General features: G+C 73.9%; 22 protein-coding genes and 1 pseudogene. 11 read left to right on the top strand and 12 right to left on the bottom strand.

The genetic code is table 11. The features are described 5' to 3' along the window. Window positions 1-87: 87 nt before the first annotated feature. Both ACZ7C5_RS23225 and ypfJ read left to right on the top strand, forming a co-directional pair. Window positions 88-1,080, top strand: a pseudogene (locus ACZ7C5_RS23225) (translation factor GTPase family protein); the annotation flags it as partial. A gap of 237 nt (window positions 1,081-1,317) precedes the next feature. After that, the gene (gene ypfJ / locus ACZ7C5_RS23220; protein ID WP_401090518.1) at window positions 1,318-2,223 is read left to right on the top strand and encodes a KPN_02809 family neutral zinc metallopeptidase; all 906 of its coding nucleotides are present in this window, start codon (window positions 1,318-1,320) and stop codon (window positions 2,221-2,223) included. Window positions 2,224-2,290: 67 nt separating this feature from the next. Here ypfJ and ACZ7C5_RS23215 read toward each other — a convergent pair whose 3' ends face one another. Then, the gene (locus tag ACZ7C5_RS23215) at window positions 2,291-3,205 is read right to left on the bottom strand and encodes a LysR family transcriptional regulator (protein ID WP_401090520.1); all 915 of its coding nucleotides are present in this window, start codon (window positions 3,203-3,205) and stop codon (window positions 2,291-2,293) included. 139 nt (window positions 3,206-3,344) lie between these two features. On the opposite strand from ACZ7C5_RS23215, the gene ACZ7C5_RS23210 reads away from it, so the two are divergent. The 3 genes from ACZ7C5_RS23210 (at window position 3,345) to ACZ7C5_RS23200 (ending at window position 7,411) form a co-directional block, all read left to right on the top strand. Then, entirely contained in the window at window positions 3,345-3,812 is a 468-nt protein-coding gene (locus ACZ7C5_RS23210) for a hypothetical protein (protein ID WP_401090522.1), read from the top strand. Further along, entirely contained in the window at window positions 3,805-5,445 is a 1,641-nt protein-coding gene (locus tag ACZ7C5_RS23205) for a multicopper oxidase family protein (protein WP_401090524.1), read from the top strand. The genes ACZ7C5_RS23210 and ACZ7C5_RS23205 overlap by 8 nt, the downstream gene beginning before the upstream one ends. A 328-nt stretch (window positions 5,446-5,773) precedes the next feature. After that, window positions 5,774-7,411, top strand: a complete 1,638-nt coding sequence (locus ACZ7C5_RS23200) for an alkaline phosphatase D family protein (protein ID WP_401090526.1) — start codon at window positions 5,774-5,776, stop codon at window positions 7,409-7,411. Between the two features lie 63 nt (window positions 7,412-7,474). Here ACZ7C5_RS23200 and ACZ7C5_RS23195 read toward each other — a convergent pair whose 3' ends face one another. After that, window positions 7,475-8,617: a DNA gyrase subunit B gene (locus ACZ7C5_RS23195; protein ID WP_470323364.1), complete on the bottom strand. Its 1,143-nt coding sequence runs from the start codon at window positions 8,615-8,617 to the stop codon at window positions 7,475-7,477. Between the two features lie 359 nt (window positions 8,618-8,976). Between ACZ7C5_RS23195 and ACZ7C5_RS23190 the strand changes: the two genes are divergently transcribed. Further along, the gene (locus ACZ7C5_RS23190; RefSeq protein WP_470323363.1) at window positions 8,977-9,258 is read left to right on the top strand and encodes a hypothetical protein; all 282 of its coding nucleotides are present in this window, start codon (window positions 8,977-8,979) and stop codon (window positions 9,256-9,258) included. A gap of 219 nt (window positions 9,259-9,477) precedes the next feature. Here the strand turns inward: ACZ7C5_RS23190 and ACZ7C5_RS23185 are convergent, their stop codons facing one another. The 3 genes from ACZ7C5_RS23185 to ACZ7C5_RS23175 all read right to left on the bottom strand — a co-directional run bounded on the left by ACZ7C5_RS23185 (window position 9,478) and on the right by ACZ7C5_RS23175 (window position 11,448). Further along, window positions 9,478-10,701, bottom strand: a complete 1,224-nt coding sequence (locus ACZ7C5_RS23185; RefSeq protein ID WP_401090532.1) for a glycosyltransferase — start codon at window positions 10,699-10,701, stop codon at window positions 9,478-9,480. A gap of 67 nt (window positions 10,702-10,768) precedes the next feature. After that, on the bottom strand, window positions 10,769-11,161 hold the full coding sequence (locus ACZ7C5_RS23180; RefSeq protein ID WP_188298222.1) for a PIN domain-containing protein: 393 nt from the start codon (window positions 11,159-11,161) through the stop codon (window positions 10,769-10,771). After that, entirely contained in the window at window positions 11,158-11,448 is a 291-nt protein-coding gene (locus tag ACZ7C5_RS23175; protein WP_188298223.1) for a hypothetical protein, read from the bottom strand. The genes ACZ7C5_RS23180 and ACZ7C5_RS23175 overlap by 4 nt, the downstream gene beginning before the upstream one ends. Window positions 11,449-11,593: 145 nt before the next feature. On the opposite strand from ACZ7C5_RS23175, the gene ACZ7C5_RS23170 reads away from it, so the two are divergent. After that, complete coding sequence (locus ACZ7C5_RS23170; RefSeq protein ID WP_188298224.1) at window positions 11,594-12,091, top strand: phosphoribosyltransferase; 498 nt, start codon at window positions 11,594-11,596, stop codon at window positions 12,089-12,091. A gap of 100 nt (window positions 12,092-12,191) precedes the next feature. On the opposite strand, the gene ACZ7C5_RS23165 is transcribed toward ACZ7C5_RS23170, so the two are convergent. From ACZ7C5_RS23165 to ACZ7C5_RS23150, 4 genes are all read right to left on the bottom strand, one after another. Further along, window positions 12,192-12,506 (bottom strand): isocitrate lyase/phosphoenolpyruvate mutase family protein, encoded by a 315-nt coding sequence (locus ACZ7C5_RS23165; RefSeq protein WP_470323362.1) that lies wholly within the window; start codon window positions 12,504-12,506, stop codon window positions 12,192-12,194. Between the two features lie 17 nt (window positions 12,507-12,523). Further along, on the bottom strand, window positions 12,524-13,681 hold the full coding sequence (locus ACZ7C5_RS23160; RefSeq protein ID WP_470323361.1) for a glycosyltransferase: 1,158 nt from the start codon (window positions 13,679-13,681) through the stop codon (window positions 12,524-12,526). 82 nt (window positions 13,682-13,763) lie between these two features. Beyond that, window positions 13,764-13,907: a hypothetical protein gene (locus ACZ7C5_RS23155; protein WP_401090539.1), complete on the bottom strand. Its 144-nt coding sequence runs from the start codon at window positions 13,905-13,907 to the stop codon at window positions 13,764-13,766. A gap of 60 nt (window positions 13,908-13,967) precedes the next feature. Next, window positions 13,968-14,336, bottom strand: coding sequence for a hypothetical protein (locus ACZ7C5_RS23150; RefSeq protein WP_470323360.1), 369 nt, complete (start codon window positions 14,334-14,336; stop codon window positions 13,968-13,970). 426 nt (window positions 14,337-14,762) lie between these two features. Here ACZ7C5_RS23150 and ACZ7C5_RS23145 point away from each other — a divergent pair, with 426 nt between their 5' ends. Next, window positions 14,763-15,296: a pyridoxamine 5'-phosphate oxidase family protein gene (locus ACZ7C5_RS23145; protein ID WP_401090543.1), complete on the top strand. Its 534-nt coding sequence runs from the start codon at window positions 14,763-14,765 to the stop codon at window positions 15,294-15,296. Window positions 15,297-15,334: 38 nt separating this feature from the next. On the opposite strand, the gene ACZ7C5_RS23140 is transcribed toward ACZ7C5_RS23145, so the two are convergent. Then, window positions 15,335-16,249, bottom strand: coding sequence for a hypothetical protein (locus ACZ7C5_RS23140; protein WP_470323359.1), 915 nt, complete (start codon window positions 16,247-16,249; stop codon window positions 15,335-15,337). Window positions 16,250-16,556: 307 nt separating this feature from the next. Between ACZ7C5_RS23140 and ACZ7C5_RS23135 the strand changes: the two genes are divergently transcribed. Continuing rightward, complete coding sequence (locus ACZ7C5_RS23135) at window positions 16,557-17,474, top strand: MBL fold metallo-hydrolase (RefSeq protein WP_401090546.1); 918 nt, start codon at window positions 16,557-16,559, stop codon at window positions 17,472-17,474. 221 nt (window positions 17,475-17,695) lie between these two features. Here the strand turns inward: ACZ7C5_RS23135 and ACZ7C5_RS23130 are convergent, their stop codons facing one another. Both ACZ7C5_RS23130 and ACZ7C5_RS23125 read right to left on the bottom strand, forming a co-directional pair. Continuing rightward, window positions 17,696-17,980: an aquaporin gene (locus ACZ7C5_RS23130; RefSeq protein WP_401090547.1), complete on the bottom strand. Its 285-nt coding sequence runs from the start codon at window positions 17,978-17,980 to the stop codon at window positions 17,696-17,698. Between the two features lie 95 nt (window positions 17,981-18,075). After that, a complete protein-coding gene (locus tag ACZ7C5_RS23125) occupies window positions 18,076-18,741 on the bottom strand; it encodes a hypothetical protein (protein WP_470323358.1) in 666 nt (221 codons plus the stop codon). Window positions 18,742-18,859: 118 nt separating this feature from the next. Between ACZ7C5_RS23125 and ACZ7C5_RS23120 the strand changes: the two genes are divergently transcribed. Next, entirely contained in the window at window positions 18,860-19,165 is a 306-nt protein-coding gene (locus ACZ7C5_RS23120; RefSeq protein WP_401090551.1) for a TetR family transcriptional regulator, read from the top strand. Window positions 19,166-19,475: 310 nt separating this feature from the next. Continuing rightward, window positions 19,476-20,009, top strand: coding sequence for an NUDIX hydrolase (locus ACZ7C5_RS23115; protein WP_401090552.1), 534 nt, complete (start codon window positions 19,476-19,478; stop codon window positions 20,007-20,009). Window positions 20,010-20,013: the final 4 nt, after the last annotated feature.

Below are 20,013 nucleotides of genomic sequence, written 5' to 3'. Positions count from 1 at the left end.
ATCGCGATCACCGCCGCGACCACGGACACCATCGCCGCCGTCCGCAACCTCGGCATCCTCGCCCACGTCGACGCCGGCAAGACCACCGTCCTGGCCGACCGCCACACCGAGACCGAACGCGCCCGCGCCGGCGACATCGTCGCCGTCGTCGGCCCCAAGCACACCCGCGTCGGCGCCACCCTGTGCGACGCCGGCCACCCCATCGTCCTGGAGGCCCCCGTGAGCGCCGAACCGGTCGTCACCGTCGCCGTCGAGGCCCGCCGCGCCGCCGACACCGACAGGCTCGCCACGGCGCTGGCCCGCCTGGCCGAGGAGGACCCCTCGCTGCGCGTGGCCACCGACCCGGAGACCGGCCAGCGCATCCTGTCCGGCCTGGGCGAACTGCACCTGGAGGTCGCGGTGGAGAAGATCCGGCGCGACAGCGGCATCGAGGCCGCGGTCGGCCGGCCGAAGGTCGCGCTGCGCGAGGCCCTCGTCGAGGGCGTCACCGGCTTCGTCCACCGGCACGCCAGACAGGACGGCGGCGCGGGCCAGTTCGCCCGCCTCGTCCTCGACGTCCACCCCCTGCCTCCGGACACCGAAGGGGAGTTCGCGTTCACCTCCACCGTCACCGGCGGACGGGTCCCGCGCGAGTACGTGCAGGCCGTCGAGGCCGGCTGCCGCGACGCCCTGGCCGAGGGCCCGCTCGGCGGCCACCCGGTCACCGGCGTCGCCGTCACCCTCACCGACGGGGCCACCCACCCCAGGGACTCCTCCGAACTCGCCTTCCGCACCGCCGCCCGCCTCGGCCTGCGCGAGGCACTGCGCGCCTCGCGGACGCACCTGCTGGAACCCCTCGCCGAGGTGAGCGTCACCGTGCCCGAGGACGCGCTGGGCGCCGTCCTCGGCGACCTCGCCGCCCGCCGCGGCCACGTCCGGGCCACCGAACCGGGAACCGGCACCACCGCCCAAGTCAGCGCACTGGTACCGCTGGCCGAACTCTTCGGCTACGCGGGCCGCCTGCGCGGCCGCACCCAGGGCCGCGGCACCTTCACCACCCGCCCGGCCGGCTACGCCCCGGCGCCCGCGCCGGCCGGCTGATCAGTGCGGCCCGGCTGAGCACGTGCCGCCCCGCTGGGCATGTGCCGCCCGGTCCTCCCCGTGACGGGAGGGCCGGGCGGCGCCGCTACAGCGCCCCGGCCCCGACCGGGCCCCGCTGCGCCGGGGCGGGGGCCGGGGCCCGTAGGCTGGGCTGGGCCGTGACGGTACAGACCGTCACCAGAACGCACAAAAGCGACCGGCAGAAGCGACCGGCAGAAGCGGGCAGGGCAGGGGCACATGCAGTTCGACGACCAGGGCGACCTCGACACCTCGCAGGTGGACGACCGGCGCGGCATCCCGGGCGGGAAGGTCGCCATCGGCGGCGGGGCCGTGGGCCTGATCGCGGTGCTGTTCGCGGTCATCCTCGGCGTCGACCCGCAGCTGCTGGGCCTGTCCTCCGGCGACGGCTCCTCCTCCAACTCCTCCGGCACCCGGACGGCCGGCGAGGTGCAGCAGGCCTGCAAGACCGGCGCGGACGCCAACAAGCGCCAGGACTGCCGGATCGTGGCGGTCACCAACAGCCTCCAGGAGTTCTGGCGCACCGAGCTGCCGAAGCGCGCCAACGTCCCGTACAAGAACGCCGAGACGGTGCTGTTCACCGGTCAGGTCTCCACCGCCTGCGGGTCGGCGACCTCCGCGGTGGGCCCGTTCTACTGCCCCGGCGACAAGAAGGCCTACTTCGACCTGGGCTTCTTCAACGAGCTGTCCGCCCGCTTCGGCGCCAAGGGCGGCCCGTTCGCCGAGTCCTACGTCGTCGCCCACGAGTACGGCCACCACATCCAGAACCTCACCGGCGCCATGCAGAAGGTCGGCAACGACCGCCAGGGCGCCAACAGCGGCTCGGTGCGCCTGGAGCTCCAGGCCGACTGCTACGCCGGGGTGTGGGCGCACCACGCCACGACCACCCCGCAGGCCTCCACCGGCCGTCCGCTGATCGCCTCGCTCACCGACCAGGACATCGCCCAGGGCCTGGACGCGGCCGCGGCGGTCGGCGACGACCGGATCCAGCAGGGCGCCACCGGGCGGATCAACCCGGAGGCCTGGACGCACGGTTCCGCCGAGCAGCGCAAGGCCTGGTTCACCACCGGCTACCGCAGCGGCGACGCCGCCCAGTGCGACACCTTCTCGGCCGCCAGGCTCTGACCGGGTCCCCGACCGGGCCCGTCGTCAGAACCCGCCGTCCGCCCGGCTGCCGTCCGCCTGCCCGTCGTCAGAACCCGCCGTCCGCCCGGCTGCCGTCCGCCTGCCCGCCGTCCGCCCAGTCCCAGCCCGCGATCGCCTCGCGCAGCCGGCGGGCGGCGGCGGGCAGGCGCGCCTGACCGTCCCAGAACAGGGTCAGCGAGCGCCGGCACTCGGGGCTGTCCACGCCGACCCACACCAGCGGCAGCCGGGTCGCGGTGCGCCGGGCGATGGCGGGCACCAGGCCCACGCCCAGGCCCGCGCTGATCAGTTCGGCGATGGCGCCGGCCTCGTCGCTCTCGCAGACGATCCGCGGCACCAGGCCGTGGGCGGCGAACAGCCGGTCCAGCAGGCGGCGTTGCCAGTGCCCGGGCCGGGCGGCGATGAACGGCCGCTGCGCGAGCTCCTCGACGCCCACCGCGGTGCGGTGGGCCAGCGGATCGCCCACCGGGACGGCCAGCCCCACCTCCTCGTCCAGCAGCAGCACCGACTCCAGGCCCTCGGCGGCGACCGGCTGGGAGACCACGGCGAGGTCGACGTCCTGGGCGCGCAGCCGCCGCGCCGTCTCCCGCGCGGACAGCTGGTGCAGCTCGATCTCCACCCCCGGGTGGGCGCGCTTGAACGCGGCCAGCGGCCCGCCGAAGGCCAGGAAGGTCTCCGAGGCCAGCCGCACCGTGCCCGGCCCCTGCGCGGCGGCCTCGGCCACCGCCCGCCGTCCGGCCTCCAGTTCGCCCAGCGAGCGCTCCACGTAGTCGCGGAACAGCCGCCCGGCGTCGTTCAGCCGCAGCCGCCCGCCGCGCTCGAACAGCGGCGTGCCCAGCTCGGCCTCCAGCCGGGCGATGGATCGGCTCAACGACGGCTGGGCGACGCGCAGTTCCCCGGCCGCCCGGCTCAGGTGCTCCAGCCGCGCCACCGCCAGGAACTGGGTGAGCGTGTTCAGGTCCACGAAGTCCTCATGCCCCCACGGTCATCACGCCATAGCAATACTGATCTTGGACAGGATAACCGGACGGTCATAGCGTCGGGGGCGGGGCCGCACACCGGCACACGGTGCGGCCCGAGACCGGTACGAGGAAGGACCCCCCATGGCCATCGCCGCCCCCAGGACCCCACCGGAGCCCGAGGCCCGGTCCGCCGCGGGGGAGCGGACCGGGCCCGCCGGACGGACCCTGCGCGCCCTGGCCGCCGCCCACACCGCCGTCCTGTTCGGCCAGCCCGTCTTCGCCGGCGTCTACCTCAGCGGAGACTTCGACGCCCTCGGCTGGCACGCCGCCGGCGCCGACGCCGTCACCACCCTCGGCTACCTCCAGCTGATCGCCGCCCTCGTCCTGTGGCTACGGCTGCGCCGCGCCTGGCCGCTCGCCGCCAGCCTCGCCGTGGCCGCCGCCGAGACCGTGCAGTACTTCGCCGGACTCGGCGGCGCCCTGTGGCTGCACCTGCCCCTGGGCGTCGCCACCATCGCCGGCACCGTCGTCCTCACCACCGCCCTGTGGCGCACCCCGCTGCCCGCACGGCGCACCGCCCCCGCGCGCGAGGGGGACGACCGTGCCTGAGCCCCACGACAACCGCCCACCCGGCCTGACGCGTCGTCAAATTCTGGGCATCGGCGGCGCCTTCGGCCTGCTCACCACCGCCTCACTCGCCACCGCCGCCGCCCTCGCCCGCCGCCCCGCCACCACCGGCGCCCGACTGCGCAGCACCGCGGCGCTGCCACCCCCGTACCAGGTCCCGCTGCCCCTGCCCGCCGTCGCCAGACCCGTCTCCACCGCCGGCGGCACCGACCACTACGACATCGTCCAGCGCGAGACCACCGCCGAGATCCTGCCCGGCCTCACCACCCGCCTGTGGACGTACGGCGGCACCTTCCCCGGCCCCACCATCGAGGCCCGCCGCGGCCGGCCCGTCACCGTCACCCACCACAACGAACTCCCCGTCCCCACCGTCGTCCACCTCCACGGCGGCCGCACCCCCGCGGACTCCGACGGCTACCCCACCGACCTCGTCCTGCCCGCCGCCTGGCCCGACACCCCCCACACCATGCCGGGCATGGCAGGCATGTCAGGCACGGACGGCCACGGCACCGGCGGCCACATGACCGACCCCCGCGCCGTCACCAGCCGCCTGAAACGCGACTACACCTTCCCCAACGACCAACGCCCCACCCTGCTCTGGTACCACGACCACCGCATGGACTACACCGCCCCCGCCATCTGGCGCGGCCTCGCCGGCCTCCACATCGTGCGCGACGACACCGAGGACAACCTCGGCCTGCCCGCCGGCCCCCGCGAGATCCCCCTGATGATCACCGACCGGGCCTTCACCGCCGACGGCGCCCTCAGCTACCCCTCCCTCGACCCCACCCTGCGCACGACCCCCGGCGTCACCGAACCCCACCTCGCCGGCGTCCTCGGCGACGTCATCCTCGTCAACGGCGCCCCCTGGCCCGTCCACGAGACCGACGCCACCCGCCACCGGCTGCGCCTGCTCAACGCCTCCAACGCCCGCCACTACGAACTCGAAGCCCTCACCGAGGACGGCCGCCGCCTCGACCTCGTCCAGATCGGCGCCGACCAGGGCCTGCTCGCCACCCCCGTCACCCACCGGACCCTGCCCACCGCCCCCGCCGAACGCCACGACCTCGTCATCGACTTCGCCACCGCCCCCATCGGCTCCCTCGTCCGCCTCGTCAACCGCCTCGGCACCGGCCGCACCCGCGACGTCATGGCCTTCCGCATCACCCGCCCCGCCACCGACGACAGCCGCATCCCACCCGTCCTCGCCACCGACCTGCCCGACTGGCACCGCCAGGACGCCGTCCGCACCCGCGACTTCGCCTTCCGCGCCGGCCGGATGAACGGCGGCCACGGCTGGCTCATCGGCGGCCGGCCCTTCGACCCCGCCCGCACCGACGTCACCGTCCCCCTCGGCGACACCGAGATCTGGCGCCTGATCGCGGACGTCCACCACCCCGTCCACCTCCACCTCGTCGGCTTCCGCATCCTCACCCGCGGCGGCAGACCCCCACTGCCCCACGACGCCGGCCTCAAGGACACCGTCTCGCTGCGCCCCGGGGAGTCCGCGGAGATCATCACCCGCTTCGACGGCTACCGCGGCCGCTACCTCTTCCACTGCCACAACGCCGAACACGAGGACATGGGGATGATGGCCAACCTGGAAGTCGTCTGAACGCCGGGTGAGTGCGGGGGGCGGGTGAGCGCGGGCAGGGGGGCTTGACCGGCCCATGGTGCGAGCCGCGCCCACCGGGCCCGCCGGCGGCCGGGATGCCCGCGGCCGAGCGGGCCGAGACCGGTCAGGGCGGGGCAGGACAGGTCGGGGCGGAGGTGGAAGAGACCGGAATGCAGCATTCCGAGCAGCTCGGGGCGATATGCCGGACCTTCACGGGGCTCCCATCAGATGATCACTCTGCTGCCCTGATCCCGACCCCCGCCGTACGGGGCGGTCCACTCCAATTCCCTTCGCACACCCCCCGAGCAGCGAAAGGCCACCACCCCCCATGACCCGCCCCGCCGACCACTCCACCGCCGACCGGATGCTGCGCGAGGCCGCCGCCCGCCTCGACCGGCGCCGCTTCCTGACCGTCACCTCGGCCGCCGCCGCGCTCGCCTTCAGCGTCAACATCCCCACCGCCGGTGCCGCCGACAACGAGATCGCCCCGCGCGCCATCGGCGACAACCCCTTCACCCTCGGCGTGGCCTCCGGCGACGCCACCTCCGAGGCCGTCGTCCTGTGGACCCGCCTGGCCCCGCGCCCGCTGGAGCCCGGCGCCGGCCTGCCGCCCACCGGCTCGGTGAAGGTCGGCTGGGAGATCGCCCGCGACGAGAAGTTCCGCCGCGTCGAGCGGCGCGGCACCGCCCGCGCCCACGCCGAGTTCAACTACGCCGTCCACGTGGACGTCGACGACCTCGACGCCGCACGCGAGTACTGGTACCGCTTCACCGTCGGCTCCTGGTCCAGCCCCGTCGGCCGCACCCGCACCGCCCCGCCGCGCGGCAGGAAGCTCGACAGCGCCCGCATCGCCTTCGTCTCCTGCCAGGCCTACGAGGACGGCTACTTCACCGCCTACCGCCACCTCGCCAACGAGTCCCTGGACGCCGTCTTCCACGTCGGCGACTACATCTACGAGTACGGCATCGACTCCGTCGGCGGCGACCGCAAGTACACCGACCGCACCCTCGCGGCCCACTTCAACCACGAGACCACCACCCTCGAGGACTACCGGCTGCGCTACTCCCTCTACAAGAACGACCCCGACCTCCAGGCCGCGCACGCCGCCCACCCCTGGTACGTCACCTGGGACGACCACGAGGTGGAGAACAACTACGCCGCCGGCATCCCGGAGAAGAACCAGGACCCGGCCCCCTTCGTCGCCCGCCGCGCCGCCGCCTACCGCGCCTACTGGGAGAACCAGCCGCTGCGCATGCCCCAGCCCCGCGGCACCGAGCTGACCCTCTACCGGCGCGTCCACTACGGCAAGCTGGCCCAGTTCGACATCCTCGACACCCGCCAGTACCGCGACGACCAGGCCAACGGCGACGGCTGGCAGTACCCCACCCCGGAGTCCGACGACGCCAAGCGCACCCTGATGGGCGCCACCCAGGAACGCTGGTTCGCCGACGGCCTGCGCCACTCCAAGGCCACCTGGAACGTCGTACCCCAGCAGGTCGTCTTCTCCCGCCGCAAGAACACCACCGCCGACCGCTCCAAGCTCTCCATGGACGCCTGGGACGGCTACCCCGCCGCCCGCGAGCGCTTCCTGAAGACCGTCGACCAGTCCGGCGTGAAGAACCTGGTGCTGCTCACCGGCGACGTGCACGTGGCCTACGCCCTGGACGTCAAGCGCAACTTCGACGACCCCAACTCCCGTACCGTGGGCGTGGAGTTCGTCGGAACCTCGATCAGCAGCGACGGCGACGGCGAGGAGAAGCCGTCCAACTGGAGCACCCTCATGGCGGCCAACCCGCACATGAAGTACTACGACGGGCGCCGCGGCTACACCGTGCTCACCCTCGACCAGCGCCGGGCCCGCGCCGACTACCGGGTGGTCTCCCACATCACCCGCCCCGGCGGCACCCTCTCCACCGCCGCCTCCTTCGTCACCGAGGCCGGCAACCCGGGCATCCGCCCCGCCTGACGCCGTCCGGCGCCGAACGGCCCCGGCCCCGCCGCCTTGAGGGAGGCGGCGGGCCCGGGGCGCTCACGCGCTCCGGGCGGCCTGCCGGACGACGGCCGCGGCCTGCTCCGGGTGCGCCTCCAGCCACGCGCCGAGGTGCTCCCGGACGGCCCGCCCGACGCAGCCGCGCACGGTGTCGTCGCCGAGCACGTCGCGGGTGGAGCCGTGGAACTCGGGCCGGTCGAGCTTCACCGACACGACCGCGGTCAGGCCCGCGCCGGCCTGCCGGGCGGTGAGGCCGGGGTCCGCCGCGCCCAGCAGGTCCCGGCGTCGTGCGTAGGCGTCGAGCGCGGCCGCCACCCCGTCGCGGAATCCCGCCTCGTGGGTGCCGCCACGGGGGGTGGGGTGGCAGTTGGCGAAGCTCCGGACCCGCTCGTCAGGGGCGTCACGCCAGCGGAGGGCCACCTCCATCGTCCCCGCCATCCGCGGGTCCTCCTGCTCGAAGCCGATGACGTCGGGGCCACCGGGGTCGTCGGGGCCGCCGTGCGCCGTGCGCGCGTCGAGGAGGCGGACGTGGTCCCGCGTCCCGCCGGGGAACCGGAACCGGAGCGACCGGGGGCCGTCCGAGCGGCGGCTGTCGGTCAGCAGGACGTCCAAGTCCCGGTTCAGCAGCGCGAGTTCCCGGAAGCGGTCCGCCAGGTCGTCGAACGGGAACTCCGTCGCCCCGAAGATCTCGGTGTCCGGCCAGAAGGTGACGGTGGTGCCGCTGCCGGCCGCCGGCCCCGCGTCGGTGACCGGGGTGACGGCGACACCGCGAGCGTACTCCCGCACCCGTCGGACGCCCTCGCGCCGGACCTCGGCCGTCAACCGGCTCGACAGGGCGTTGGCGACGACGGGGCCAACGCCCGCGCGGCCGAGCATCACGTCATGGCGGCCGCCGAGCCCCGCCCCGGCCCCTGTCCGGGGCGTCAGGGCCTCCAGGCTGCTCTCGCCCGGGCCGTCGTCCGCGACGCGCACCCCGCCGTCGGACGTGAGGGTGATGTCGACGCGGCCGGCCCGGCCGGCCAGGACTTCGTTCACGGCCCGGTCGGCGACCTCGAACACCATCTGGCCCAGGCCCCGTTCACCGGTCGAGCCGATGTACATCCCGGGGCGCTTCCGAATCGCTTCCCGGCCCTCCGGTACCTGGATCCGGACGTTGTCGTACGTGCTGTCGTCCTGACTCACGGTGTCCCCTCCGAAGCTGCCCGGCAGAACTCCCCAGCCTAGGCGATTCTCGGAATGACACCAGGTCAGAGCCTGTCTGCCGACGGCGTGTACGGCCGCCTGAGCGCCCGTCCCGAGGGTCGCGGACGGCATCCCCACATGTTATTTGAACGCGTTCAATATCTTCCGTAGAGTGGCCGCGGCCGAGTGATGGGGGTTCGCGCCGTGATCGCCGCTGTGGTCCGACGAGGTGTTCGACTGGGAGTCCGGATCGGAGCCGTGCCCGCCGGGCTGGCCTGTTCGGCATGGCTCGGCGTCGCCGTGGCCCGACTCCTCGAAGAGCCGCACGCCCTGACGGGGGACTCGCCCGAATCGCGATCGTGGTCGGCGGAAGCCTGGGTGTCGGCGTTCTGACCGGCGCGATCACCGGCGCGGCACTTGCGCTGTCACCCGAGTGGCTGGCCCGGCACGCCTCGCTGCGAGGACTGCTCGCCGGGACCGTCGCCGGAACGGTGTACCTCGGCGAGACCGTCGTCGTGGCCGTGGCGTCCGATGCCGGCTACGGGCCCGTGCTGCTCACGTTCCTGTCCACGCCCGTGGTCGGCGTCGTGGCAGCGGTGCACAGCGGTGACATCCTGGGGCGCACCACCGGGCCCCGATGAGCCCGCTCCTCCGGCGCGTTGGACGGCGCCGCCGCCACGACCACCCCGGCAGGCCTGGGCCCGGGGCAGCCGTGGATCGCGGTCGTGCCCCCGCCAGGAGGGCGGTGCCGTACCGGATCCCCAGCGGAGGACGCCCGTTCCGGTCCCGCCCGACGAGAGCCTCCGCAGGTGGTCCGGCCTCGTCCGGTCCCGGTCCGGGGTGTCCGTGGGCGGCGGGGCTCAGTGGCCGGGGGCCTCGTCGATCCGGGCGATGTGGGCGAGGACGGCACCGGCGCCGTCCTCGGCCGCCATGAGCCCGGCGACGGCGGCCGCGCGGCGGCGGACCGGTTCGGCCAGGGCGGCCGTGATCGCGGCGGCGAGGCGTTCGGCGGTGAGGTCCGTGAACGGCACGGGCTGCGGGGCCACTCCCAGCCGGTGCAGCCGGGCCGCCCAGAACGGCTGGTCGGCCATGACGGGCACCGGCACGGCGGGGATCCCGGCGCGCAGCGCGGCGCCGGTGGTGCCCGCTCCGGCGTGGTGGACGGCGGCGGCCGTGCGGGGGAGCAGCCAGTCGTGGGGGAGGTCGCCGACGGACAGGACGTCGTCGCCCGTGGCCTCCAGCCCGGCCCAGCCCGCCTGGACCACCGCGCGCACTCCGGCCCGCCGTACCGCCGCCGTCACCAGCTCGCCGAGCCGCGCGCCCTCGCCCGGTGCCATGCTGCCGAAGCCGATGAACACCGGGGCCGGACCGGCCTGGAGGAAGTCGGCCAGCTCGGCCGGGGGCTGCCAGCCCAGCGGCCGGGCGGGCCACCAGAAGCCCGCCACGTCGACCGGGGCCGGCCAGTCCGCCGGGCGCGGCAGCAGCAGGGGGCTGTAGCCGTGGACGACCGGACGGGTGCGGCCGAGTGGTTCCGGCGGCGGCGTGCCGGCAAGGCCGAGGCGCTCGCGCATCCGGGCCACGGCACCCGAGAACAGCCGGTCCGCGCTCCGCAGCCGCTCCTGTCCGGCCGCGAGGTTGCCTTCCGGTCCCAGGTCCGTGCCGCCGGCGGGGCCGGGCAGCGGGAACTCCCCGGTGGCGAAGGCGGGCGTGAGGTACGTGCCGAGGACGGGCACGCCGTAGGCCTCCCCGGCCGTCTGACTGAGCGGCGACGGGGCGAAGGCGGTGAGCAGCAGGTCGGCGCCGCCCGCCACGGCGTCCTCCACGCCGCCGGCGAGCCCGTCCACGTACGCGGTCAGCAGCGCGCGGCTCTCGTCCGGGGAGGTCGCGCGGGCCCTGGCCCGGATGAGCTCCTCCGGGTCTCCCGGCAGCGGCCGGTACTCCAGGCCGCAGGACTCGATCAGCGTCGCGAAGGTCGGATGGGCGACCACGGCGACGTCGTGTCCGGTGTCCAGCAGGCGTCGGCCCAGGCCGGTGAACGGCGCGACGTCCCCGCGGGAGCCGGTGGTGACGATCAGGATCCGCATGGGGTGATTCTCCACGGCGGCCCGGCGGGTGTCCGGGCCCGCTCCCGGTCTCTCCCGGCAGCGAGACCTACGGCTCCAGGCGGGGGTCGTCGATGTCGACGGTGACGATCCCCGGCGGATACAGCTCCGCACGGGCCGTCAGGACCAGGTGCTGCTGCGGACGCACCGGAGTGGGCAGGCTCGTGGCGATCGCGTGCGCCAAGTCCTGCCCCCCGTAACCGTCGCGGACCATCCTCGCCACCACCACGGCGGTACTCGCGTCCAGCGGCTCGAACTCCACGGAGGGCAGCGCCAGGACCGCGTGCGCGGCACCCTCGTCCTTGATCTCGGCCTCGACCAGGCACAGCACCGGCACCAGCAGATGCTGGAACGGGCTGTGCAGAGCGGCATCCACGATCCGGTGCAGACGCGGGTGGCCTGCGGCCAGCGCGGCCAGGGCGCTGGAATCCAGAATGATCACGCGCTGCGCCGGGGGGCGACCTTGGCGCGCGCGTCCTCCGCGGCGATGCCGTAGACCCGCTGCAGCAGGTCCGGGCCCTGGTCCAGCTCCGTGTCGGTGAGGGTCATCCCGAAGTGCTCGCGCAGCAGGCGGCGGCCCTCGGCGACGCGCTCGGCGATCTGCTCGGCGGTGGGCTGCTGTTCCACGAGCAGGGCCACCTGGGCGCCGATCGTGGTGCCGCGGGTGGCCGCAAGGGCGGCCAGCCGGTCACGCGTATCAGGGGAGACCTTGATCGTCGCATCAGCCATACCACGAGCGTACACCGATGGTGTACCGATGGTGTACCGGCTCGGCCGGTCCGGAGCGCGCGGCCGGGGTGGTGAACGCCACACTTGCGGTCCCGAGCGTGCCGGTGTTCGCGGCCCGGCCGGCGGCCAAGGGAGACTGGTCGCCGTGACTGATGTGCGTGAGACCCTGGATTACCAGACCTTCGGGCGGGCGGTGCGCGAACTCGCGCAGACGATCGCCGACGACGGCTACGAGCCCGACCTCGTCCTGAGCATCGCCCGCGGCGGGGTGTTCGTGGCGGGCGGCCTGGCGTACGCGCTGGACTGCAAGAACATCCACCTGGTGAACGTCGAGTTCTACACGGGCGTGGGCACCACTCTCGAGATGCCGGTCATGCTGGCGCCCGTTCCCGCCGCGATCGACTTCACCGACAAGAAGGTCCTGATCACCGACGACGTCGCCGACACGGGCAAGACACTGCGGCTCGTGCACGACTTCTGCGTCGACCATGTCGCCGAGGTCCGGTCCGCCGTCATCTACGAGAAGTCGCACTCCCTGGTGAAGTGCGAGTACGTGTGGAAGAGGACCGACGACTGGATCGAGTTCCCGTGGTCGACGCAGGGGCCGGTCGTCAGGCGTGACGGCCAGGTGCTCGACGCCTGATTCGGCGGTGGTACGCCGGTTCTCCTCCGGGGCGAGGACCGGCAGGAGCGGCGGCCGGCCCCGGGCGGCGGCCGTGGACACCCGCAAGGAGGGGGACCCGTCACTCACCGCCGCGACCGGCCGGCTCGGGCGGCAGGAGTCCCGCCGTCGCACCTGAGCCGTGTCCGGCGGTCAGAAGCAGCGCGTTGAGGGTGGCGTAGTCGAACCCGTCCTCCAGTGCGGTCGTCGTGCCTTTCTCCAGCAGTTCGCGGGTGGCCCGGTGGACCAGCCCGTACGCTGCCTCGGCGATGGAGGATCCCGCGCTGATGCGGGCGGCTCCCGCCTCGGCGAGCTCGGACACCGCTGGTGCGCCGGGGCCGGCCAGGACGTTCACGGGCAGGGACTGGGAGCCCACGAGTGTCGGTGCGGGGTGCATGAGCGAGCGATGCGCGCCTACGCCCCCGCGCAGGCCCGCAGTCGCGTGATGTCCAGCGAGGGCAGCCGTGACAGTTCGGCGCCGGCGGCGGTCATGGCGGCGGTGTGGCGGGAGTCGCCGAGGACGGCCGTGACGGCGGCGGCGATCTCGTCCCGTGTCGCGGTGAGGTCCAGCGCGCGGCCGAGGCCGCGGCGGGCGAAGGCGGCGGTGTTGTCCGGCTGGTCGGCGAGAACGCCCAGGCCCAGGAGGGGGGTTGCCCCCTGGACGGCGTCGAGCAGGGAGGCCCGTCCGCCGTGGGTCACGAACAGGTCCACGCGGCGCAGGAGTGCGGGCTGCGGGACGTGGTCGACGACCGTGATGCGGGGGTCCGCGCTCGGCAGGTCCCGTGTGAGGTCGCCCGCGGACACGATCGCATCGCAGCCGGCCGCGGAGAGGGCGGCCATGACCTCCCGGTACACACGTCCCACGACGCCGCGCAGGCCCGGCATGGCGGTGGTCAGGGTGCCGAGGCTCACGTAGACGAGCGGACGGGAGGAGGCGGGGGAGCGGTCCGGCCACCCGGGGGCGGCGGTACGGAACGACGCGACGGTGCGCCGGACCGCGCGGGCCGCGGGCGGGGGCGTTCCGTAGAACCAGGGGACCGGGGCGGGGGTGAGCATCGGTGGCAGTACGGGGGTGTCCTGCTCGTGCCGCTTGTAGAGGGACGCCAGCGCGGGCGCGATGTCGGTGTCCCACAGGTCCAGGAGCACCGGGCCCAGGCCGTTGTCCGCTGCCCACACGGGCAGCCGCAGGACCCTCGCCGCGAGGTGCGCGCCGAGGTCGCTGCACTCGGCGATCACCAGATCGGGCCGCTCGTGGGTCCACGCGCCGATCAGGTCACGGGCCTTCGCCTCGGCCTGCTCCGGCCAGAGCCGGCCGAAGACGTGGCGGTCGAAGTGCGCGTTCCCCGACTCCTTCCAGATCCCGCTCGCCGTCTGCTGGACGGCCGGGTCGTACGTCCAGTCCGTTCCCGCCCGGTGGAACTCCGCCTTCCGCCGGCGGGCTTCGCGGCGGAACATCGGCGGGGCGTACAGCGCGACGTCGTGGCCCTGTTCGAGGGCCGGGCCGATGACGTAGTCGAGCGCGGACACGTGCGAAGGTATCGGCTCCGCGGTGACGGCCGTCCGTAAGGCCATGGGGACTCCAATGCGTGCGCTGCGGGCCGGAGCCGGGAACTCCGGCCCTGCCTGCCGGGGGTCGGTGCTGCGTGGCGGGGCGTCAGGCGCCCGCGCCGGGGGACGGCGGCCTCCGCGACAGGCCCGGGCCGTCCGGGTCGTCCGGGCTGCCGAGGACGAGGACCTGGAAGGCCACGCCGGCGTAGACGGCCAGGAGCCGGGCGATCCTGCGAGGGGTGCTGAGCATGGTGGTGTGCCTGCCTTCGTCGGGTGTGGTCGGTGCGGTCGGTGCGGCGGTCGGTGCGGGTCACCAGGAGACGGCGTCGCCCGAGGACTGCTGCCAGTAGGTGACCTTGAGGGAGTCGTCCACGTAGGCGCGGGCCGGCTTGGAGGCCGCAGCCGCGGGGGCGGCGGGTGCGGGAGCCTTCGGCGCCGGGGTGCCGGCGGTGCCATTGGTGCCACCGCTGCCACCGTTGCCACCGGGGCCCGCGCCGGCGGTGGGCTCTGCGGAGGGGGCGGCCGCCGCCGCGGTGGGCGCGGCGGCCCTGAGCGAGGGGCCGGTCGCCGTCTCGATGACCCCGCTGCCGCTGTCGAGGCACCCGGTGACCGAGAAGGCGCCGACCACGAGGCTCGCGGCGGCGGTGACCAGACGGGTGCGGGAACTGCGGACGGACATGTGATCGCGCCCCTTTCGGCATCGGCTCGGGTGGCGTGTCGATCGGACGTCGATCGGACGACCGAAGCCTGCGCGGTGGTCCGTCCCAGCCGCCACGCCCGGCGCCGCGACAGGGAGGGTGGGACGGCGAACAGGGGTCTGACCAGCGGGGACGGGCCGGACCTGGGACGCCGGAATAGGACGCGGCGGGGGCGGACGGGACGGGCGCCGGCCCCGCGGGCGGGCGGACCGGTCGCACGGCGAGGCGGCCCTCCTCGACGCCAAGGCCCCCACCGCACCGGACGGCCGGTGCCGGAACCGCATGATTCCGGCCGGCCCCGGTAGCCGTGTCCCGGCCGACTGTCAGACCCGGCGGCTACCGTCCCTCATGTCCGCCGATCGCGGCGGGGCCTGTCCGTCCCGTCCTGTGGGGAGTGACGAACGACGATGAACGACGTGGAAGTCCGGCTCGACGAGCGGTTCAGCGACCCCGATGCCAGTGCGACGCCCTGGGCGACCGCCCGCGAGGCCCTGGAAGCGGCACAACTGTTCTGGATCACGACGGTCCGCTCCGACGGGCGCCCCCATGCCACGCCCCTGGTGGCCGTGTGGCTCGACGGGCAGCTCTACTTCACCACCGGCCCCGACGAGCAGAAGGCCGTGAACCTGGCCGGCAACCACCACGTGGTCCTGACCACGGGCTGCAACCACTGGGACCGGGGGCTCGACGTGATGGTCGAGGGCCCGGCCCTGCGCGTCACCGACCGCGCGCTGCTCGAACGCCTCGCCGTCGCCTGGACGGCTAAGTGGACGGGCCAGTGGCGGTTCCACGTGACGGACGGCGGCTTCGCCCACACCTCCGGGGGCGAGTCCCTCGTCTTCGCGGTGCGGCCGGCCAAGGTCCTCGCCTTCGCCAAGGGCGGCTTCAGCCAGACCAGCTACCGGTTCGACGGCAGTGGGGAGGCCGATCCGAAGAACTGACACATCGTCATGTCAGGAGCGCCCGACAGGAGCGCCCGTCAGGCGGCGGCGAGGCCGCCCGGGTCCGGACCGATGCCCTTCGCCGCCCGCAGGACCGCTCTCGCACGGGCCGCGCCACTGCGCGCCGCCGTCGCGTCGCCGCCGACCCCGGCCGGCCGGGGCACCAGGCCCGCACAGGGGCCGCAGATGCCGGGCCGGGGCACCGGATCGTGGCACCTGGCGCACTCGGCGTACCGGGCCGCGGCGGGCCGTGCGGCGGCCGGGGCGGGCGGCAGCTTGCGCTCCAGGCGGTAGCGCAGGACGGCGACCGCCGAGTGCAACGGGGCGGGCAGGCCCGGCAGCAGGGCCTGCGCGAGGTCGGCGGCGGTGCTGCCGCGCTCCAGCCACCGCGCGACCAGGGGCGCGAGTTCACGCGCCTCGGCCTCTCCCGGACGCAGGCGCGGCTCGGGGCGGACCACCCGGAACAGCGTGGCGACCGCCTCGCGCAACTGCCCGTCGTCGGAGGCCTCTTCGGCCCCTTCGATCTCCCTGACCGCTGGGGCCTCAACGACTTGCGGGCCGGGGAGGGAGGGTTCTTGGTACCGGTCCTTTGAAAGGGCGACAGCACCGCCGGCGGCCCCTCCACCGGGGACCGGACGGCTGACACCCGGCAGCGGCGCGAGCTGCGGGGCGTCGTAGACATGGGCCTCGCTGACGATCGTGCCGTCAGGCAGGCGGATCTTCTCGACCCGGTAGTACCCGGCGTCCTTCAGCTCCTTCAGCGCCTTGCGGATCGCGCCACGCCCCTGGGGGCTGGTGTCGGCCATCCGCCGGCCGTCCTCGCGCCGGCCGTCCGGACGGGAGAGGAGGTCCGCGAGCAGGCCGCGGGCGGTGTACGAGAGACGTCGGCACTGGAGCATGCCGTTGGGCAACACGGTGAAATCGCGCACGTGGGCGCTACGATGGACACGCATCGGGAGTGTTGGCTCCTGTTGCCTGACCCCGGGGTGTTGGTAGCACCGCCGGGGTCTCCTGTTTTTCGGTTGGATTACGGAACGTATCACAGCGATCACGCACACAACGGGCGTTCGCGACAACTGCCCTGACGCCGTACCAGACCTGACCCGCCGGACCGGCCGCCGGACCCGCCGTCGAACCCGGAGGGGGAGCAGGGCCGCTGTCACAAACCAGGTTCCTCGCCTGTCCTTTAGAGATGACCGGACGGTGCGACCCGCAGCACCGCCGAAGCCCCCGGCCGACGCTCATCGCGAGGAGAACCCCATGACCCAGGTCCACACCGCACACCCCGACGCACCGGGACGCGACGAACCGGTCCCGTCGCGCTACGCGCTGAAGGTCGGCGACATCGACGTGACGGTGATCAGCGACGGGGTCCTGCCGATCTCCCCCGTGACCCTGGCCACCAACGCCCCCGAGGCCGACCTGAAGACCTGGCTCGGCGACATGTTCCTCCCGCTGGAGTCGATCGACTGGCCCCTGAACGTGGCCGTGGTGCGCAGCGGCGGCCGGACCATCCTCATCGACTCCGGACTGGGCACGGAGTTCCCGGGCTTCCCGCGGGCCGGACAGCTCGCCATGCGACTGGACGCCGCCGGCATCGACCCCGGCTCCGTGACCGACGTGGTACTCACCCACCTGCACATGGACCACATCGGCGGGCTGCTCGTCGAAGGGCTGCGCGGCCGGCTGCGCACCGACCTGCGGGTCCATCTGGCCGCCGCCGAGGCCGAGTTCTGGCAGGCGCCCGACTTCTCGCGCACCGACATGCCCGCCCCGGTGCCGGAGGTGCTGCGCACGACCGCGTCGCGGTTCCTGGAGGTGTACCGCGGCCAACTGCGGCCGTTCGAGACGGAGTACGAGGTGGCGCCGGGCGTGGTGGTGCGCCGCACCGGCGGTCACACCCCCGGCCACAGCGTCATCCGCCTGGAGTCGGGCGGCGACCGGCTGACGTTCGCGGGCGACGCCGTGTTCCAGTGCGGGTTCGACAAGCCCGACTGGCACAACGGCTTCGACCACGACCCCGAGGAGTCCACCCGCGTGCGGCTGCGCCTCCTGAACGAGCTCGCGTCGACCGGCGGGCAACTGGTGGCCACCCACCTGCCGTTCCCGTCCGTCTGCCACGTCGCGGACGCGGGCAGCGGCACCTTCCGCTTCGTCCCGGCCGTCTGGAACTACTGACCGCACCCCCGCGCCCGCACCCCAATGTCCGCGCCGCGCACCGGAAGTCGACCCCGCCGACTTCCGGTGCGCGGTGAGGTGGCGGGCTCCGGGCCCCGGATCAGGTACGGGCCGTGGCCACCGCATGGCAGGGTGCGGCTCACGTAGGGGCGGAGCCGGTGCACCGGACCCGGACGGGGGCAGGAGCAGCGGATCGTGCCCCAGGCGTGAGCGGGGGCTGATCAGCCGGAGCCGGAGCCCGTGCCGGGGGTGTGGCGGGTGTGTGCCCGATGGGCAGGTGCGGCGAGTGCGTGCCGGATGCCGGCGCCGATGGACGCGCCGATCACCGGGGCGAGCAGGTGGATCCACAGTTCGGTGGTGTTCCCGGACAGGAGCGCCGGGCCGAACTGTCGTGCGGGGTTGGCGGATCCGCCGCTGCGGGGTGTGTGCCGGGCGGGGGAGGGCTGCGGGAGAGGCGACGTGGAGGAGGGGGTGTCCGGATTCGCGGGCGGTTTCCTGGTCCGCATGAGGGGTGGACTCGATGGTGTGGGGTGCGTGCCGGCAGGACTGTGGGGTGGGGAACCGGGCAGCGCGAGGGTTCCCCACCGCCGTTCGGCCGTCGTCACCGAGCCGCGTGTGCGGCCTCCAGCCAGTTGAGGAACTCGCAGGCGAAGTGCCACTTGTGGCCGGTGAAGACGTGCTCGGGGGCGCTCGCGGGGAACTGGATCGTCAGGCGGATGCGCAGGCCGCGGGGACCGTCGCCGAACTCGTGCATGACGCGGCAGATCTCGGTGCCGTCCGTGAGCCGGCCGGTGCCGCCGATCCGGACGGGGTAGGTCTCGTGGCCCTCGTCCTCGATCGCGACGCCGTCGTGGAAGGTGAGGAAGAAGCGCAGCGGTCCGGAGCCGATGGTCTCGATGATCTCGACCACGCCGTCTGCGGAGTCGGCGAGGTAGTGCTCCGGGTTGGCCGCGAGCAGCGCCGTCCGGTCGGCGCTCGCGAGCCGGCCCTGCCACCAGGTCAGGAACTCCTCGGCGGTGATCCCGTCGATCTCCATCTCGGTCACGGCGGACTGCCACGCGCCGTCCGAGGCGTCCGGCAGCGGGGCCATGATCTCGTCCGCCACCCGGAGGTCCTCGGAGAGCAGCTCCCGCATCAGCTCGTCGCCGATTCGGTTCTTGAGCAGGGCGAGCGCGTTCCGGGCGCGGTCCAGCTCCCACCGGCGGATGTCGTCCTGCGTGTACTCCGTGCCGTCGATCACGGTCCGGACGGTCAGCGCGCCGTTCACGGCGTGCTCCTTTCGACGAGATGGAACCCTTAAGGGGAGATTTTCTCTCCGTTTTAGGACGATAGCATAGGCGGAGAAGAACTCTCCGGTTCGGTGGGGCGATGGAAGGCGGTACATCGTGCGGGCGGATGCGGCACACAGCAGACGACGGATCCTCGACGCGCCGCTGGACCTGATCGTGCGCCGGGCCGGGATCGGGCCCGGCACGCTCTACCGCCGCTACCCCGACCGGGAAGCGCTCGTCCGGGACCTCGCCGGCGACCTGCTCACCCGCCTGGAGGGCGCGGCGGAAGCGGCGGCCGCGGCGGACGACGACGCCTTCGAGGCTCTGCGCCGCTTCGTCCACGCGGCGGCGGACCTGCGGATGGGCGCGGTCATCTCGTCCGCATCCGCACCGGCACCGCGAACACCGTCCAGGCCCTGACCGACGCATCACCTACGCCCTCGTCCACTGCCGCACCCAAACCACCACCCAGCGCCAGAAGTCGGACCCGCCGACTTCTGGCGCGCTGGGTTGACGGGGTGTGACTGGTGGAGGTGGGGTGTCGGGCTGCTCCCTCTCCGCTGGACAGTCTCCCGGCCGGCGGTGAGGAGTTCGGCGTGGCTCATCCCCTCGGAGTCGATCGCCTCATTGCCCTCGGCGTCGAGCGTCGCCTCGAAGCCGGGCGGGCCGCCACCGTAGGCACCTCTGACAGGATGGCGCCGACCCGCCCCGCCGAGATCATGAGGCACGAGTGAGCAGCGAGTGGACCGTCCACGGCAGTCGTCCCGTCTACACCAGTCCGTGGGTGCGGCTCGACCTGGTCGACGTCGAGCCGCTCGGAAGGGCCCGCTACGAGCACCACCTGGTGCGATTCGCACCGGTCGCGGCCGTCGTCGTGATCAACGACCGGAACGAAGTGCTGATGATGTGGCGGCACCGCTTTGCGACGGGCACCTGGAGCTGGGAGATCCCCAGCGGCATCGTCGAGGACGGGGAGTCCCTCGAGGCCGCAGCGGTCCGCGAGGTGCTGGAGGAAACCGGCTGGCAGGTGGACGAGGTCGAGGCACTTGCCTACACCCAGCCCATCGGCGGCATGAGCAACGCCGAGCACCACGTGTTTCTCGGCCGCGGTGCGACCTACGTCGCGCCGCCGGTGGACACCCATGAGGCCGACCGGATCGAGTGGATTCCGGTCTCCCGGATCCAGGGCATGATCGACCGGCGGGAGATCGTGGCAGGCGTCGCGGTCACCGGCCTGCTCCAGGTGCTCGCCCGGTGTCCTTAGGCCG

Source organism: Kitasatospora sp. NPDC036993 (assembly GCF_055607525.1).
The sequence above is the reverse complement of the archived record's forward strand: the minus strand, read 5'-3'. Positions and strand labels throughout refer to the sequence as shown.